We start from the raw sequence: 17,300 nt of genomic DNA on the forward strand, positions 1-17,300 counted from the left end.
CGCTTCGATAAGTAGTGTCGTTCGGATGTCGGGCCTCTCCCAACCAGTCGAGTTCCACCCCGAGCTGGCGCGCGCCGCGCGGTTCATGCCGCGCAGCTCGATCACCCCGTGGAACATCCGCATCGTTCGTCTGCTGTCCTACCTGCAGGAACGCCGCACGCCCGCGGGCACCGAGGTACTGACCCTGCCGTCGGGCGTCGGGATCCGCTTGCACCGGCCACCGGCCGGAGCCGACCGCGGCGGCGCACTGCTGTGGATCCACGGCGGCGGCTACCTCATCGGCAGCCCGGCACAGGACGACGCGCTGTGCCGGCGGTTCGCGAAAGAACTGGGCATCACCGTGGCGGCGGTCAAGTACCGGCTGGCGCCCGACCATCCGTATCCGGCCGGGCTGGAGGACTGCTACACGGCGCTGCGCTGGTTGGTCGACCTGCCGGCGGTGGACCCGGCCCGGGTGGCCATCGGCGGCTCGAGCGCCGGTGGCGGTCTGAGCGCGGCGTTGGCCCAGCTGGCCTACGACCGTGGTGAAATTCCCTTGGCGGCACAGCTTTTGGTGTATCCGATGATCGACGACCGGTCGGGCAGCCGGCCTGGCCTGGACCATCCGGGGCACCGATTGTGGACCCAGAAGTCCAACCGCTTCGGCTGGCGCGCGTACCTCGGCGGCGCCGATCCCGCGGTGGCCGTCCCCGCCCGCCGGAGCGACCTGTCCGGACTGCCGCCGGCCTGGGTCGGTGTGGGGACGTTCGACGTCTTCCACGACGAGGACGTCGACTACGCCGAGCGGTTGCGCGCGGCGGGCGTACCGTGCGAGCTCGAGGTGGTGCCGGGCGCCTACCACGGGTTCGACGGCGTCGCGGCCAAGAGCGAGGTGGCGCGCGCGTTCTTTGCCAGCCAGGTGGAATTCCTGCGGCCGATGCTGAACCCCGCCGTCGTCGGCTGACCCGGTCGGCTAACTCATCGGCCACGCAGGCCGATTCACGGCTGCCGCAACCGCCCTGCGGCACTGCCGATCCCGCGTCGGCGCCGTCGCGCCGGCGTGATCTTCGTTACTTAGCTTATGCTATCTAATTGATGTTTACGCAGGTCAGAATATGTTTTCAAGAAATTAGCCGATCAAATAAACGCTTGCGGGGAAGCATTCGGGGGCGCATGGTTGTTGAACAGACCAACGACCACCTCGGTCGTGATCTTCACCGAGAAGAGGCACGGCAATGACCACCCTGACCCATCAGACGACCGAAAACATCGGCCCCCTGCGGCAGCTGTTCCGGCGTTCCACCGCTGCGGTGGTGCTGACGGCGGCAGGTCTGGGCGTGGCCGGGTACCTGTCCCTCGGCATGTTGCAGGACAAGCCTGCCGACCCGGTGCTGCCGACGTTCTCCGCGGTCCCCGTCCCGTCCGCCCCGGACCTGGACAAGCTGCAGAACCTGGGCCAGCTCGCCGCCATCGTGCAGGCGCCGCAGACTCCCCCGAGCCGCTAAGTCCCCAGAACGAGCCTGAGCCGCCCTCGAAAACGAGGGCGGCTCAGTGCTGTTCGGGGCTACGGCGTGGCGTGCGCGTTACCGACCGGCGTCCGGTTGGCCAGGTTCTTGGCGACTTCCTCATGCCACAGATCGTTGGCGTGGGTGGTGTCGACTTCCTGCTCGAAGCGGGCGACCATGTCCGGCTTCACGTCCGCGACGTCGACATAGAACTGCTCGTACCAGCGCCGGTGCTGGTAGACGGGGCCGTCCTCCTCGGTCAGCAGCGGGTTCTCGATCCGGGTCTTGTTCTTCCAGATCTCGACGTCCTCCATGAAGCCGTCCCCGAAGCTGCGGCTCAGCGTGGCGGCCAGCTTCGCCGTCTTCTCCGGCGGCAGCGCCGGGTTGTTCTGCACCGCGACGCCCCACTGCAGCACGAACGAATCGTGCGTCACCGGGTAGTGGCAGTTGATCAACGCGATCTCGACCGTGAAGTCCGGGGCGAGGTCGTTGTGCAGCCAGTTGATCATGTACGCCGGCCCGAAATAGGTGGCCTCCGAGCGCAGGTAGGTGCCGTCCCACAGTTCGCGGGTCGCGTAGTCCGGCCGCGGCTTGGACTCCATGAACTGGCTCGCGGTGTGGCCTTCGATGACGTTCTTGAAGTACGTCGGGTAGGCGTGGTGGATGTAGAAGAAGTGCGCCATGTCGACGTTGTTGTCGACGATCTCGCGGCAGTGCGAGCCCTCGATCAGCAGCGAGTTCCACTGCCACTGCGACCACTGGCCTTCCTCGTACCCCTCGATGGTCGGCGGGGTCAGCTCCGGTCCCGGCGTCGAGCCCTCGGGGTCGTGCCAGATCAACAGCTGTCCGTTGACCTCGGTGGTCTGCCAGGCGCGGGTCCGGGCCAGGCGCGGGGTGCGCTTGGCGTAGGGCACCAGCTGACACTTGCCGTCGCCGCCCCAGCGCCAGTCGTGGAACGGGCACGCGACGGCGTCGCCCTTGACGGTGCCCTGCGACAGATCGCCACCCATGTGCCGGCAGTAGCCGTCCAGCACCTTGATGGCGCCGGTGGAGTCGGCGAACACCACCAGCTTGGTGCCGAACGCCTGGATGGCATGGGGCTCGCCGTCGCGGAACGACTCGGCCAAGCCGATGCAGTGCCAGCCGCGCGCGAACCGCGTCATCTCGACGCCGGCGTCGATGTGCCTGACTTCAGCCTCAGTCATGTTGTGTCCCTTCCAAACCCTGGGTGACCAGGATTTTCACTTCGGTCTCCCGGCCCGCCGATTGCAGAGCGTGAATGCCTTTTTCCAGTGCGTCGGCCAACGGGATGCGGCTGGTGATCAGCGGCACGGGGTCCAGCCGGCCGTCGGCGATCATGTCGACAACGGTACGGAAATCGGCCCGGGTGTAGGCGGAACTTCCGGTAACCCGCCTCTCGGTGATCATCGTCTACCCCTTCGCCTGCCCGAGCATGTCGAGCACGGCCAGGTGGGAGAACACCATGCTGGTGCCGATCGGGTTGCCGCCGCCCGGGTAGGCGTAGCCGCTGGGCGCGGCCATGGTGTTGCCCGCCGCATACAGCCCGGGAATCGGGTTGCCGGCGGTGTCGAGCACCTGACCGGTGGTGTCGGTGCGCAGCCCGCCCTTGGTGCCCAGGTCCGAGATGCCGAACTTGGCGGCGTGGAACGGCGCCTTGTCGATGCGGACCATCGGGTTGGCGCCGCCGGAGAAGGCGCAGTCGTAGGGCTCGTCGCCGCGGCCGAAGTCCGGGTCGGAGCCGGCGTCGGCGTATTCGTTGAACGTGGCCACGGTCTGGGCGAGTTGATCCGCGGGCACGCCGATCTTTGCAGCCAGCTCCTCCAGGGTGTCGGCGGTGTGCCACAGCCCGGCGTCGACGTACTTCTCGGTCTCGACCATGGACACGTTGGTGGCCTTGATCGGGGGCACGCCCTGATCGGTGTCGTCGTAGATCATCCAGAACGGCAACGTCATCTCGCCCTTGGCCAGCCGGTCGACGATGACGCGGCCGATGCGGTCGTACGCCGCGGACTCGTTGACGAAACGCCTGCCGTCCTGGTCGACGAAGATGCCGCCGGTGAACCACAGCGCGAACGCGCTGCGGCCGTCCGGGTGGGTCAGGCCGGGCGACCACCAGGCCTGCTCCATCAGATCGGTGTCGGCGCCGACGGCAATGCCCGCCTCATGCGCCTGGCCCAGATTTCCCCAGGGCCCCATGGTGTCTCGCGCCTCACCGGGCACGCCGTACTTGTGCCGCAGCTCGTCGTTGCCCTCGAAGCCACCGGCCGCGAGCAGCACGCCCTTGCGCGTCCTGATCGCCTTGCGCACGCCGTCGGTCTCGACGACGGCACCCACCACGGCGCCGTCCTCGGTGACCAGCTCGACCAGCGCCGTATTGAGTTGCGTTGTGGCCGAAGGATATTGCTTCAGCGCCACCAGGAAGCGGGCGATCAGCGCCCGGCCGCCGATGAAGTAGTCGTCGGGCTGCGGCACGCCCAGACGATCATTGTCGAGCGGGCCGCGTACCAATTCCTTGAATTCAGGCGCCTTTTCGATCTTCAGCGGGCGAGCCGCGACGTGCCGCTGGCCATCGGCCCGGGCCTTCGGCATCTTCCCGAAGTAGTCCGGCCAGGGCAGCATGTCGAACTTGATGTTGGGATCGGTCTCCAGGTACTCGATCAGCGGAGCGCCGCTGCGGACGTAGGTGTCCTGCAACTCGCGCGGCGTCCGGTCTCCGACGACGGCGTGGTAGTACTCCAGCGCGTCCTCGATGGTGTCGTCGGTGCCGGCCCGCTGCAGCACCGGGTTGCACGGGAACCACACCCCACCGCCGCCCGAGTAGGCGGTGGTGCCACCGAACTTGTCGGTGGCCTCGACCAGCAGCACCTCGAGTCCCTCGCGCGCGGCGGTGTAGGCGCCGGTGACGCCACCGCCACCCGAGCCCGCCACCAGTACGTCAACCGTCGCGGTCCAGTCCGTCATGCCCAGCTCCTAGAGGTATCTCTGCCGTCCGTACTGCGTGAACTCATCGTCCAACGCGCGCTTGGCATCCTCGGACATGAGCCCGTAGACGGGTACGCCCCGACCCACCCAGCGGTACACCAGTTCGTCGGTGTGCCACTTGTCCGCCTGCAGCTCGCGCTTGAGCACCTTGTTCGAGCCCGTGACCGGCAGCGACTCCGAAACCCGCAGGAATCGTGGCATGCCCTTCTTGCCCAGGTCGTCCTGGTCGTTCAGGAATTTCACGAACGTGTCGACGTCGAACAGAATCGGATCGGCCACCTCGATGGCCGCCATCACCTGATCGCCCGAACGGGGATCGGGCACCGCGTACACGCCGGCGGCGATCACCTCGGGGTACCGACGCAGGACGCGCTCGATGGACAGGGCCGAGGTGTTCTCGCCGTCGACCCGGATCCAGTCCCCGCGCCGCCCGGCGAAGTAAATGAAGCCGTTCTCGTCGAGGTAGCCCAGATCGCCCGTCCAGTACCAGCCGTTGCGAATCCGGTCGGAGTCCGCGGCGTCGTTCTTGTAGTAGCCCTCGAACTTCTTGGTGCCGAGCTTGTCGATGATCTCGCCGACGGCGTCGTCCGGGTTGAGCAGGCGGCCGTGCTGATCCAAAACCGCTGGGACACACTCGATCATCGTTTCGGGGTTGACGATCGCGACGCCGGGATGGGCGGGCCGCCCGAGTGCGCCCTCGGGCTGGTTCGGATCGAGCACGACGGCCCCGCCGCCCTCGCTGGATCCGTACCCCTCGAACAACTCCGCTCCGAAGCGGCGCTTGAAGTAGGCCTGGTCCTCCGGTGAGGCCTCGGTGCCGAACCCCCGGTTGAGCTGATTGTCGGCGTCGTCCGGCTGTTCCGGCGTGGCCAGCAGGTACCCGAGCGCCTTGCCCACGTAGGTGAAGAACGTCGCACCGAAAAACCGCACATCAGGCAGGAATCCCGACGCCGAGAAGCTCGGCGTCAGGCAGACCGTCGCACCGACGGCCAGCGCCGGGGCCCACAGCGCCATGATGGCGTTGCCGTGGAACAGCGGCATGCAGCAGTAGTCGACGTCGTCACGGACGTGGTTGAACTTCTCCACCGCCGAGTAGGCGATCCACGCCAGCCGGCCCTGGCTGCACTTGACGGCCTTCGACGCACCGGTGGTGCCGGAGGTGAACAGCAGCAGCATCAGCGACTCGGCCCCGACGCCCGCCGCAGGAGCGATTTGTGCACGATTTTCCGCGCTTGCCGCGGATTTTCGTGCACAAATCGCGTCTTGGTAGGCCGGGTCGTCGACAACCAGGAGGCGATCCGGCGTCAGGCCGAGGTCCAGGCCCGAAAGCCGTTCCCGCCCAGCCGAATCCGTGACGATCAGCTGACAGTCCGCATGCCGGACCTCGCCCGCCAACTCGTCGTTGCCGCGCGTCGGGTTGATGCCGACGATCGTCGCCCCCGACAGGGCGGCAGCGCCCAGCCAGAAGAGGAAGTCGGGCACGTTGTCCAGCAGCACACCGATGTGGAAGGGGCTGTCGTTGCGTAGCTCGGCCGCCAGTGCGCCGCGGGCGGCGGATTCGCGGACCACTTCGTCCCAGGTCCAGTCCTGGTCCCTGGTGCGCAGTCCCAGCCGCTCGTCGCCGACGCGGTCGAGCAGCAGGGACGCGATGTCGTCGCGAACCTCAGGCATTGGCCTGCGCGGCAGCGGCGTTTTTCTGGTCGATGTACTTCTGCGGCAGATCCTCGACGCTCAGCTTGGTGACGCTGACCGGGCCGGTCTGGTAGGCGTCCTCGCCGATGATCAAGCCGTCGGCGTCGATCGGCCAGTTGATGAGCTGACGGAACACCAGCAGGTAATCGCCGGCCGGGTCCTCCACCTCGACGCCGATGGCCTGTGCGGCGGCGCCCGGGTAGATCATCTTCATCCAGCCTTCGGTCATGACCAGATCATCGTCGACGGCGAGGCGATCGATCTCGAAGACGAGATGGTTGGCGCCACTGGCGACGAAGGCCTCGTAGTAGGCGCGCACGCCCTCGGTGGTCTTGGGGCCCATGTCGGTATTGGCGTACCAGAAGTGGTAGTCCGGGTTCGGGGACAACGTGGCCATCAGGCGGTCCATGTCGGGCTCGGCCTCGGCCTTCATGTGCTCGAGCACGATGCCCAGCACCTGGCGGTGGCGCTCGTTGGTGGTGCGCGACAGGCGTTCTTCGACGAGTTCCCAAGTCTTGGTGGGATCGATGATGGCCATGTGGGTACTCCTCGGGTCTGTGACTGAGCGTGACTGTTCAGCTTGTGTGGCAATCATCACGAACCCGACCACCCCGGGTCATCCGACATACGTCGGATTATCTGCACAAATTGTCCGACGGTCGTCGGGTGCGACTAAACCTTCCTGGGCGTTGCTGGAGGCGATACCATGCGGATCTCCCGTCGCGACAGGAGGTGCCGGCCATGGCGCACACGTTCCGCGATCCACTCGAGGCGACCGACAACCTGCGGCGATCGCCCGTCCACCGGCACATGCAGCTCAGCGTGGTGTGGCAGGAGCAGGGCGTCGCGATCCTGTCGATGCCACTCGCGCCGGATCTCGAAGGGCTCGCGCCCGGCAGCATCCACGGTGGGATGCTGGCAACGCTGGCCGACGCCGCCTCCGGCTTTTGCCTCGAAGGCTTCTTCGAGCTCGGCTCGGAGATCCCCGTGACGACCGATATGCACATCCGCTATTACCGACAGCCCCACGGCGGACCGCTCGTCGCGGAAGCGCAGGTGGTGAACCTCGGCAGCCGACTACTGACTTGCGAATGCTCGATCGTCGATGCCGGAGAACGGGTGCTGGCCAGGTCCACGGCCAGCTTTATGATCGTCCCCTTCCCGGGCTGAGGTTCACTCCGTCAGCTCCGCCGACGACAACGCGATCCGCCGGATCATCAGCACCAACGTCGCCGAGAAGCGGTCCAGCGGATCGTCCATGTCCCAGCCCAACTGCGATTCGACGTGCGCCAGCCGCGCGGCCACCGTGCTGTGGTGCACGTGCAGTTCCTCGGCCGTCCGCCGCAGCGAGCCGAACACACAGAACGCCTCGGCGGTCTCGACCTGCAGCTTGCCGGTGGGCGTCGCCGCGATCTCGTTGATCCGGGTCAGCGCGTGATTGCCCCGCGTGGCTTCGGGCGGCAGTTCGGCCAGCAACTCCAGTGCGCTCAACCGCTCATAGGCGACGGCGCGCCGCCCGAAGCCGGTCGACGATGCGAACCGCAATGCCCGCAGCGCCTGACCCCACGACGTCGGCGCCGCGAACACGCCGCCGGCCGCTCCCAGGCCGACCCACGGCCCGCGGTCGGCGCCGACCGGCAGTGGCGCGGGGAACGTGGTGACGATCGCCTGGTCCAGCTCATCGGACAGCGCGCGGGTGTTGGTGCGGCCCTGGCAGACGACGGCCGTCGCGGTGCCGAGGTCCGCGGTCCGCACCGACACCGACGTCAGAGCCGATGTGATGACCCGCAGCGCTTCGGGCGACGACTGCGCCGACACCGCGAGCACCCGGACCTCGCGGCTCTCGTCGAGCCCGAGCAGCCGAATCGCCCGGGCCCGGTCCTCCGGACGTTCCCGGCTCGAGAGCACGACCTCGACCAGCGCCGGGTCGCCGAAGCTCGGTGGCACCCGCGCACTGATGGCAACCAACGTGTGCCGCACCCGATCGAGCAGCACGCCGTCGAGCGGGTGGGACGCGGCGTCGCGCTCGAGCCAGACCTCCGGCGCCACGCCATCCCAGCGCACGTGCACGGGGCAGCCGGCCACCGCCCGGGCCGCCTCCAGCACGGCGTCGACGCCCGTGACGTCCAGGTCGTCGAAGTACCGCACCAGCCGCAGCACCGACTCCGGGTCACTGCCCAGCTCGGACAACCGCAACGTGCTCACGCCGCCATTCTGACAATGAATCGCGGCAATGCTTCAAAATTGCAGGACGCTGAACCGCCAGTCCAGTACCTGCCGGTCCGGTCCGTCGGCTGCTGCCGCGAACACCAGCGACCGCAGATCCAGCGTGCCGCCGCGGCCCGACGGCGACGCGTGGGCCGCCTCGATGCGCAGTTCGCTGTAGAGCGTGTCGCCCTCGTGCACGGGGCCGGTGTGGTCACAGGACTGCCAGCCGAGGACGACGACGATGTTCGGCAGCAGCCGGGTGGCCTGGGCCAGCGCCAGCCCGATGGTGTGTCCGCCGTACACCAGGCGCCTGCCGGCCACTCGCGAATCATGATGGGTAGCAGCAATATTGAGGGTCAGGCGGGCCAGCTCCGGCGCGCTGCTGACGACGTCGGCTGTGCTGGTGAACGCCTGGCCGGCGAGCTCCGGATCGAAATTCTCGCCGGGCACCGCAGAGCGCCACGCATCGACGCTCCATCCCGCGGCCGGGTCCGGCAGGCTCGGCGCGGCGGTGCCTATGGTGCTGAGGTCGTCGGCGTGGCCCGTATCGTCGGCATCGTCGCGCAGCGGCAGCATGGCGCACCGGTGGAAATCGAGCACCGTGCGGCCGTCCTGGTCGATGGTGATCATGCGCAGCGCCGCCAGCCCAGTGCGCGGCCTGCCGGGCTTGGCCGAATTCTGTTTGAGCCCAACCACTTCGGTGCGGGTGGTGATGGTGTCACCGATGTGCGGAAAGCGGTGAAACCGCAACCCGCGGTAGAACAGATTCGCCTTGACCCGTCGAGTCACCAGGGTCGACTGACCGATCGCGACGTCACACACGAGCGCCGGATGCACCAACGCCCGCGGCGATCCGGTGACCGAGGCAGCCAGCGCAGCATCCAACGGCAGCCGCATGCGGTCGCCGAGGATGGCCTGGTGCACCGCCGCGGCCCCGTCGGTGAAGGTCATGCCGGGCGCCCAGTCGAAGACCTGACCTATCTTGAGGTCCTCGAAAAACGGTCCGCCAGAGGGCACGTCACACAGAGTACTTCTCGATCAGCGATTGCTTGTACAGCTTGCCCGTGTCGGTCCGCGGCAATTGCTCCTCGAACGAGATGGACCGCGGGCATTTGTAGTGCGCCAGCCGGTCGCGCAGCCAGGCCAGCAGTTCGCCGCCGAATTCCCGGGTGCCGTCGGCCGGATCCACGGTCTGCACAACCGCTTTCACGCTCTGGCCCATCTCGGCATCCGGGATGCCGAACACCGCGGCATCCATCACCTTGGGATGGGTGACCAGGACGTTCTCCGCTTCCTGCGGATAGATGTTCACGCCGCCGCTGATGATCATGTGGTGCCGGCGGTCGGTGAGGTAGAGGTAGCCGTCATCGTCGAGGTAACCGATGTCGCCGACGGTCGCCCAGCCGTGCTTATCCCGTGATGCCGCAGTCTTTTCCGCGTCGCCCAGGTACTCGAACGTGTTGCCGCCCTCGAAGTAGATTTCGCCGGGCACACCGGGCGGCTGCTCGTTGCCCTCCTCGTCGAGGATGTGCAGGGCGCCAAGCATCGGCTTGCCGACCGAACCGGGATGCGTCAGCCACTCCTCGGCGGTGATGAGGGTGGAGCCGATGGCCTCGGAGGATGCGTAGTACTCGTCGACGATGGGCCCCCACCAGTCGATCATCTGCTTCTTGATGTCCACCGGACACGGTGCGGCCGCGTGCATGACGCGCTTGAGCGACGATAGATCGTACGAATCCCGCACGGACTGAGGCAGTTTCAGCATCCTGGTGAACATCACCGGCACGAACTGGCCGTGCGTGATGCCGTAGCGCGCGATGGCGTCCAGACAGCCCTCGGCGTCGAACTTCTCCATCACGACGGTCGTAACGCCCGCGGCTTGAACCTGCATCGACCACACCGATGGCGCGGTGTGATAGAGCGGCGCCGGGCTCAGATAGACGGCGTCGCCGGGGAGCCAGACGGTCAACAGCATCTTCATCAGCCCGGGCACCTCAGCCGGTGGCAGGTGCGTCAGCTCGCGCTTGATGCCTTTCGGGCGGCCCGTCGTCCCCGATGAATACTGCAGCAGATCGCCCTCGATCTCGTCGGCGATGGGCGTATCAGGATGGGCGGCAACACATTCCGGGTAGCGATCCCAGCCCGGCAGGTCGCCGTCGGCAATCAGCAGCAGTTCGGGCAGGCCGGCTTCGAGGTGCTCGGCCAGTCCCGCGCAGGTGTCCGCCAGGGCCGCCGAGCCGATCACCGCGGCAGCTCCGCTGTTCTCGATGATGTACGCCGCTTCGGCCGGCGTCAGGTGGATGTTGATCGGCACGTAGTACAGCCCGCTGCGCCGCGCCGCCCACATCACGGCGTGCATGTGCTCGTTGTTCTCCATCAGGATGGCCACGACGTCACCTTCGACCAGCCCGTTGGCCCGGAAATGATGCGCCAGCAGGTTCGCCCGGGCCTCCAACTCGTCGAACGTCACCACCGTGCCGGAGGGGTGCAGGATGACGGCCGGTTTTCCATTGCCCACATGCTGGCGAATCTGCATGACGGCACTCTACGACAAGGAACTTGACACCTGTCAAGTAGTTCTAGCGACCGGCCGGAACCAGTTCCCTGCCGTCGCGCGTCGGCTCGCCCGAATCGTCGTCGGCCCACTCGAACGGGGCCCGCAGCGTCGCCAGGAGGTGGCGGCGGTTGATGATCAGGCCCACGACCGCCAGGGCGGCGTACCCGCCGCACAACGCCAGCCGGCCGGTGGTCGACGTGATGGGGAACTGCACCGCGAACAGCGCCAGCAGCAGCCATGCCGTCGACCGATGGAACCGCAGCGACAGGATCAGCGCGACGCCCATCATGGTCTGGGTGGCGGTGAGCAGCACTTCCTCGATCTGCCGACCGTCGAGGACCAGCGCGGTTCCGCCGCCGCCGGCCAGGTACGCGATGGGCAGCGAGCCCATCAGCAGCGTCCACTGGTTGACCTTGGAGGAGATGAGCATGGCGATGGCGGCGGTGCTCTTGCCCCGCGAGGCGAAGATGGTCGCGATGATGAACTCCGGCGCCTCCGAGGCCAGCGGCGCCAGCCACTGCACCAGCAGGAAGCGGTCGACACCCAGCTCGGTACCCGCATTGATCAGGCTGTTCGCGAACGGCTCGGCACACATCAGGATGACGGCGCCGGCCAGCCCGAACAGCGTCAGAACCGCGATCCGGCGGGCCCGGTCCGGCAGCGCGCCGATGGCCGCGGCAGTGCCGATGAGGTCGGGCTCTTCGGCCTCACCGCGGGTCAGCTTGTAGAGGTAGAAGGCGAACCAGGCCAGCATCGCGACGCCCAGCACCAGGTGGATGCGCCCCGTCGCCGGGATGACGAACGCGACGAGGCCGGCGATCAGCAGGAAGCCCAGCTCGACCCGGTTACCCGGTTCGAGCGCCAACAACCGTTTGCCGGACTTGTTCGTCTTCTGCGCGACGTACAACCCGAGAATCACCACCACCGGCCAGCCGATACCCATCAGCAGCCGGTTGGAGCCGGTCATGTTGGCGGCGGCGTACTGCACGTAGTCGGCATTGTGGCCGGCGACATAGGCGTAGTACAGATCGACGGCATATTCGGGCAGCACCGCGATCAGCGCCAGGACGGCGATGGCGAGGCCACCGGACACGTCGACCTGCGCCGCCTCGGCCGCCCAGGCCAGGACGAAGCTGGCCGCGACGACGGCCGCGCCGAAGGCCAGCAGCGACACAACAGGGTTGGGCTGGACGCCCGCCAGGCGCAGCGTCACCGCCGGGAGAACGAACACGGCAGCCAGCAGGAGGGATCGCACAAGCGGCCGACGCGTGGTCGGGCCGGCGGATCGGATGCTGGTCACGATTGCCGACCATAGCCATCGAAAATCGCTCCAGCAACTTAGCGTTGCTACGAATTACCTGGGCTTGTGACACTGAATTTGCTGGTCAGCGTCGTGAACTTTTTGAGTTTGGCTACCCTAACTTCATTGTATGGCTAATCAAGATCATTTGTGGTGGGCAGCCGTCGGACCCCCGGGCGGGCCATGAACCGCGCCGAACCTGGCAGTCATCGGTCGCAGGCAGATATCCGCCCGTCACGCCACGAGTGTGTACGTAGCGCGTGTCCGCCAACCGATCCGCGATCTGGACGCACATTCGCGGTGGTCACCCGCAAAACACACAACCCCCGATCTCCTGGGAGACCGGGGGTTGTGTGTTTGCGCTTGAGGGGACTAGCCCTCTTCAGCCAAGCGGTGCTTGAGGGCGTCGAACTCGTCCTTGATGCCGGTCGGCAGCTTCTCGCCGACGAACTCGAACCACTCTTCGATCAGCGGCAGCTCGTTGCGCCACTCGTCGGCGTTGACGGCCAGCGCCTCATCGACGTCAGCGGCGTCCACGTCCAGACCGGCCAGGTCCAGGTCGGCGGCGGTCGGGACGATGCCGATCGGGGTGCTCTTGCCCTCGGCCTTGTGCTCGATGCGCTCGATGGCCCACTTCAGCACACGGCTGTTCTCGCCGAAGCCCGGCCACAGGAAGCGGCCGTCATCCCCACGACGGAACCAGTTGACGAAGAAGATCTTCGGCATCTGGGACTCGTCGGCGTTCTTGCCGATGTTGATCCAGTGCTGGAAGTAGTCACCGACGTGGTAGCCGAGGAACGGCAGCATGGCCATCGGGTCGCGGCGGACGGTGCCGACCTTGCCCTCGGCAGCGGCGGTCTGCTCGGAGCCCAGGGTGGCGCCGATGAACACACCGTGCTGCCAGTCGCGGGCCTGCGTGATCAGCGGCACCGTCGTCTTGCGGCGGCCACCGAACAGGATCGCCGAGATCGGCACACCCTGCGGGTCGTCCCACTCGGGAGCAACCGACGGGCACTGCGAGATCGGGGTCGTGTAGCGCGAGTTCGGGTGCGCAGCCTTCTCGCCGGACTCGGGCGTCCAGTCCCGGCCCTGCCAGTCGATGAGGTGCTGCGGGTCGCCTTCCAGGCCCTCCCACCAGACGTCACCGTCGTCGGTCTTGGCGACGTTGGTGAAGACGGTGTTGCCGGCGGCGATGGTCTTCATGGCGTTCGGGTTCGACGACCAGTTGGTGCCCGGCGCGACGCCGAAGAAGCCGAACTCGGGGTTGACGGCGTACAGGCGGCCGTCCTTGCCGAACCGCATCCAGGCGATGTCGTCGCCGACGGTCTCGGCGCGCCAGCCCGGGATGGTGGGCTGCAGCATCGCGAGGTTGGTCTTACCGCACGCCGACGGGAACGCCGCGGCGATGTAGTACGCCTTGTTCTCCGGGGAGATGAGCTTGAGGATCAGCATGTGCTCGGCGAGCCAGCCCTCGTCGTGCGCCATGGCCGAGGCGATACGCAGCGAGTAGCACTTCTTGCCCAGCAGCGCGTTGCCGCCGTAGCCCGAGCCGAAGCTCATGATCTCGCGGGTCTCGGGGAAGTGGGAGATGTACTTGGTGTCGTTGCAGGGCCACGGCACGTCCTTCTGGCCCGGCTCCAGCGGGGCGCCGATGGAGTGCAGCGCCTTGACGAAGAAGCCGTCGTCGCCGAGCTTGGCCAGCGCCTTGGCACCCATGCGGGTCATGGTGCGCATCGAGACGACGACGTACTCCGAGTCGGTGATCTCGACACCGAGCTTGGGGTCCTCCGCGTCCAGCGGGCCCATGCAGAACGGCACTACCCATAGGGTCCGGCCACGCATGCAGCCGCGGTAGAGGTCGGTCATGATGCCGCGCATCTCGGCCGGGTCCATCCAGTTGTTGGTGGGGCCGGCGTCCTCTTCGCGCTGCGAGCAGATGAAGGTGCGGGACTCGACGCGAGCGACGTCCGACGGATCCGAAAGTGCCAGGTACGAATTCGGCAGCTTCTCGTCGTTCAGCTTCTCGAAGGTGCCGGCCTCGACGAGGTGCGCGGTGAGGCGGTTGAACTCCTCGTCCGACCCGTCGGCGAACATCACCCGGTCGGGCTGAGTCAGCTCCGCAACTTCACGAACCCAGGCGAGCAGCCCGGCGTGATTCGTCGGAGCGGCGTCCAGACCTGGAATGGTCGCTGAGGTCATCAAATTCTCCTGGTCGCAATCCAGCAATACCTCATTAGAGGTTAACGTGAGTGACATACAAGTGGGCAATCGGGATGGTGTCCGATCTCTCACAAGAACGATTCAGAAAGAACGATCACGGATCGGCGAATCCGCTGGTACCCGATTCGGGGCGGGTGACGGACGGTTACCGGTCGGTAGCGCGGCAGCTTCGGTCGGAGCAATTCCAAAATCGGTCAATTTTCCGTTTTGTGATCTGCGCGGGGCTGCCTGCGCCTCAAGTAGCCGAAAAGCGAGTTCCTCCTCGCTCGCCTGCCGCACCGCGGTGACCGCGGTCCCGACCCACCGGTCCAGCACCGCCCGGCGGTGCATCCGCGCCCGGGTCCGGATGACCGCCCAGGTCAGTGCCAGGCCCAGGGCCAGTCCCAGAACCCCACCGAGCCGATCGGGCACGCCGGCCAGCCCTGTCGCCACCCTGGCCAGCCCCAATGCCGCGCCGAGGCCGAAACCGGCGCCCAGCAGAGCGCCCAACCACATCTCGTCAGGCCGTTGGGTCAGCACCGGGGCGGGCAGGTCGGGCGGCCGACGCGCGGCATGGCCTGAGACGCCCAGCGCGACACCGGTCGCTTCCCGAACCCGCCCGGCCACCTCGGCCAATCGGTGGCGGGCGCCGACCTCGAAACGCGCGGCCGCATGCCGGCCCGACGGCACCTCGGCGAGCAGGTCGGCACGCAGGTCACCGAACAGCCTGCGGGCGTCCCGGAGCAGGTCCAGCTTGATCCGCTGCAGTTCCAGCCGGGACATTGTGGGCGCCGTACCGCACTGCGCGAGCAAGCGCAGCGAGCCGCGACTGAGGTCTGCGGCACAGCGGCGACGCACGTCGTCGGTGGTGTGGCGGCCGTGGCGGCGCCAGCGCAGGGCCCGCCGCAGATGCGCATCGGCGTCCATACCGCGGTCGACGACGAGGCCGTCGGCTTCCAGCACGGCAGTGGCGGCTGCTGTCACCAGAGCGGCCGTCGCATCGGACACCAACCAGCGCTGCACCCGGTCGTCATCCAATTCTGTTGCTGCCCAGGCAATTTCACTCAGCGCTGCACGCATCGCGCGGTATCGGCCCGCAGCGTCACCGGCATCAGGTCCGGCGACGACGTGAGCCAGGCCCGGAACCTCCGCCGCCAACGCGTCCAGCGCAGCGGTGAACCGCTGCCAATTCTCCTCCGACACCACGCCCCCCGGATGCCATCGTCGCACCTCCGGGCAGGTGTGGCCGACGCCGTTTTCCAGGCAACTGTTGGGTATCAATCTGCACCACGATGCGGGCTCTCACCGCCTGATGAGAGACGATGGACGGATGTATGCCCAGCGCGAGGACACCGGGGCGAGCGAAGCGACGGGGGAAGACGACGCTGCCTCGTCGGCCGGCGCCCCGTCGGCCGAAATCGAGCCTGCCGCCGAAACCACCGCCGCGCCCACCCATCAGCACCGCCGCGTCACCAGCTTCCGGTCCCGCCGGTCGAGCCTGTCCACCAAACAGCAGAGCACCTGGGACCGACGGTGGCCTGAGCTGGGCAAAGTCGCCCGCTCGGATGACGGCGAACCGGCCCCGCTGATCGACACCGCGGCCTGGTTCGGCCGCACCGCGCCCGTCGTGCTGGAGATCGGCAGCGGCACCGGCATCTCGACGCTGGCCATGGCGCAGGAGGAACCGCACCTCGACGTCATCGCGGTCGAGGTCTACCGCAAGGGCCTGGCCCAGCTGCTCGGCGGCGTCGACCGGGCCGGCCTGACGAATGTGAGATTTGTCCGCGGCGACGGCGTCGATGTGCTGGAACACATGATCGCCCCGGGCACCTTGACCGCCGTGCGGGTGTTCTTCCCGGACCCGTGGCCCAAGGCCCGCCACCACAAGCGCCGGCTGCTGCAGGCCGAGACGGTCGCGCTGATCTCCAGCCGCCTCAAGCCCGGCGGCATCCTGCACGCGGCCACCGACCACGCCGACTACGCGGTGCAGATCGCCGAAGTGGGCGACGCCGAGCCGACGCTGAAGCGCACCTCGGTCGACGCCGACCTGCCGATCTCGGTGCAGCGGCCCACGACCAAATACGAGGCGCGGGGCATGCGGATGGGCAGCCCCATCACCGAGCTCATCTGGGAAAGGCTCTAGGTGACGACCACCACTGAGGCCTTTCCGCAGGCCATCCCACAGGTCAAGCCCTACCCGCCGACCCCGCCGCCGGGGCCCCGGCCACACCGGGTGCTGCTGGTGTGGGACGCGCCGAACCTGGACATGGGCCTCGGGTCGATCCTCGGCGGACGGCCGACGGCCGCGCACCGGCCCCGATTCGATGCGCTGGGCCGCTGGCTGCTGGCGCGCACGAATGAGATCGCCAACGGCCGCAGGCCGGACCAGGCACCGGTGTCCCTCGAGCCCGAGGCGACCGTCTTCACCAACATCGCCCCTGGCAGCGCCGACGTCGTGCGGCCGTGGGTCGAGGCACTGCGGAACGTCGGTTTCGCGGTGTTCGCCAAGCCGAAACTCGACGAAGACAGCGACGTGGACAGCGACATGCTGGCCCACATCGCGCTGCGCCGCAGCGAGGGCCTGGCCGGCATCTATGTGGCTTCGGCCGACGGTCAGGCGTTCCGTCAGCCGCTCGAAGAGATCGCCCACGACGGCACCCCCGCGACCGTGGTCGGATTTCGCGAACATGCCAGTTGGGCGTTAGCGTCGGATACCTTGGACTTCGTCGACCTGGAAGACATCCCTGGTGTCTTCAGGGAGCCGCTGCCGCGAATCGGCCTGGATTCGCTGCCTGATCAGGGCGCGTGGCTGCAGCCGTTCCGGCCGTTGTCCGCGCTGCTGAGCTCGCGCGCTTAG

At 67.5% G+C, this 17,300-nt stretch carries 16 protein-coding genes; 5 read left to right on the top strand and 11 right to left on the bottom strand.

What is annotated here, in order from left to right; genetic code table 11:
• Positions 1-25 precede the first annotated feature (25 nt).
• Positions 26-943, top strand: a complete 918-nt coding sequence (locus EB75_RS06330; protein WP_073694612.1) for an alpha/beta hydrolase — start codon at positions 26-28, stop codon at positions 941-943.
• Positions 944-1,214: 271 nt separating this feature from the next.
• Positions 1,215-1,484 (top strand): hypothetical protein, encoded by a 270-nt coding sequence (locus EB75_RS06335; protein WP_073694613.1) that lies wholly within the window; start codon positions 1,215-1,217, stop codon positions 1,482-1,484.
• A gap of 59 nt (positions 1,485-1,543) precedes the next feature.
• Here the strand turns inward: EB75_RS06335 and EB75_RS06340 are convergent, their stop codons facing one another.
• Genes EB75_RS06340 through EB75_RS06360 form a run of 5 tightly spaced genes read right to left on the bottom strand, consistent with a single transcriptional unit; the run spans position 1,544 to position 6,717 of the window.
• Positions 1,544-2,689 (bottom strand): 3-ketosteroid-9-alpha-monooxygenase, oxygenase component, encoded by a 1,146-nt coding sequence (locus tag EB75_RS06340; RefSeq protein WP_073694614.1) that lies wholly within the window; start codon positions 2,687-2,689, stop codon positions 1,544-1,546.
• Entirely contained in the window at positions 2,682-2,912 is a 231-nt protein-coding gene (locus EB75_RS06345) for a hypothetical protein (RefSeq protein ID WP_073694615.1), read from the bottom strand. The genes EB75_RS06340 and EB75_RS06345 overlap by 8 nt, the downstream gene beginning before the upstream one ends.
• Before the next feature lie 3 nt (positions 2,913-2,915).
• Positions 2,916-4,466, bottom strand: a complete 1,551-nt coding sequence (locus EB75_RS06350; protein WP_073694616.1) for an FAD-binding protein — start codon at positions 4,464-4,466, stop codon at positions 2,916-2,918.
• A 9-nt stretch (positions 4,467-4,475) separates the two neighbouring features.
• The gene (gene casI / locus EB75_RS06355; RefSeq protein ID WP_073694617.1) at positions 4,476-6,158 is read right to left on the bottom strand and encodes a steroid-22-oyl-CoA synthetase; all 1,683 of its coding nucleotides are present in this window, start codon (positions 6,156-6,158) and stop codon (positions 4,476-4,478) included.
• Complete coding sequence (locus tag EB75_RS06360) at positions 6,151-6,717, bottom strand: nuclear transport factor 2 family protein (RefSeq protein WP_073694618.1); 567 nt, start codon at positions 6,715-6,717, stop codon at positions 6,151-6,153. The genes casI and EB75_RS06360 overlap by 8 nt, the downstream gene beginning before the upstream one ends.
• A 203-nt stretch (positions 6,718-6,920) precedes the next feature.
• Here EB75_RS06360 and EB75_RS06365 point away from each other — a divergent pair, with 203 nt between their 5' ends.
• Positions 6,921-7,349 carry a PaaI family thioesterase gene (locus tag EB75_RS06365; RefSeq protein ID WP_142239459.1) on the top strand — a complete coding sequence of 143 codons (429 nt, stop codon included), beginning with the start codon at positions 6,921-6,923 and terminating at the stop codon, positions 7,347-7,349.
• 3 nt (positions 7,350-7,352) lie between these two features.
• Here EB75_RS06365 and EB75_RS06370 read toward each other — a convergent pair whose 3' ends face one another.
• The 6 genes from EB75_RS06370 to EB75_RS06395 all read right to left on the bottom strand — a co-directional run bounded on the left by EB75_RS06370 (position 7,353) and on the right by EB75_RS06395 (position 15,646).
• Positions 7,353-8,384 carry a PucR family transcriptional regulator gene (locus EB75_RS06370; RefSeq protein WP_073694620.1) on the bottom strand — a complete coding sequence of 344 codons (1,032 nt, stop codon included), beginning with the start codon at positions 8,382-8,384 and terminating at the stop codon, positions 7,353-7,355.
• Between the two features lie 33 nt (positions 8,385-8,417).
• Entirely contained in the window at positions 8,418-9,404 is a 987-nt protein-coding gene (locus tag EB75_RS06375; protein WP_174557633.1) for a MaoC family dehydratase, read from the bottom strand.
• A gap of 1 nt (position 9,405) precedes the next feature.
• Positions 9,406-10,923 (bottom strand): fatty-acid--CoA ligase FadD4, encoded by a 1,518-nt coding sequence (fadD4, locus tag EB75_RS06380; protein WP_073694622.1) that lies wholly within the window; start codon positions 10,921-10,923, stop codon positions 9,406-9,408.
• 43 nt (positions 10,924-10,966) lie between these two features.
• Positions 10,967-12,244, bottom strand: a complete 1,278-nt coding sequence (locus EB75_RS06385) for a calcium:cation antiporter family protein (RefSeq protein WP_502689342.1) — start codon at positions 12,242-12,244, stop codon at positions 10,967-10,969.
• Positions 12,245-12,616: 372 nt separating this feature from the next.
• Positions 12,617-14,443, bottom strand: coding sequence for a phosphoenolpyruvate carboxykinase (GTP) (locus EB75_RS06390; protein ID WP_073694623.1), 1,827 nt, complete (start codon positions 14,441-14,443; stop codon positions 12,617-12,619).
• 102 nt (positions 14,444-14,545) lie between these two features.
• The gene (locus EB75_RS06395) at positions 14,546-15,646 is read right to left on the bottom strand and encodes a hypothetical protein (protein WP_142239460.1); all 1,101 of its coding nucleotides are present in this window, start codon (positions 15,644-15,646) and stop codon (positions 14,546-14,548) included.
• 109 nt (positions 15,647-15,755) lie between these two features.
• Here EB75_RS06395 and trmB point away from each other — a divergent pair, with 109 nt between their 5' ends.
• Together trmB and EB75_RS06405 are read left to right on the top strand one after the other, a co-directional pair.
• A complete protein-coding gene (gene trmB, locus EB75_RS06400) occupies positions 15,756-16,586 on the top strand; it encodes a tRNA (guanosine(46)-N7)-methyltransferase TrmB (RefSeq protein WP_073694659.1) in 831 nt (276 codons plus the stop codon).
• 33 nt (positions 16,587-16,619) lie between these two features.
• A complete protein-coding gene (locus EB75_RS06405) occupies positions 16,620-17,300 on the top strand; it encodes a PIN domain-containing protein (protein ID WP_073694660.1) in 681 nt (226 codons plus the stop codon).

The organism is Mycobacterium sp. ST-F2, assembly GCF_001905655.1.
Classification (GTDB): Bacteria; Actinomycetota; Actinomycetes; order Mycobacteriales; family Mycobacteriaceae; genus Mycobacterium.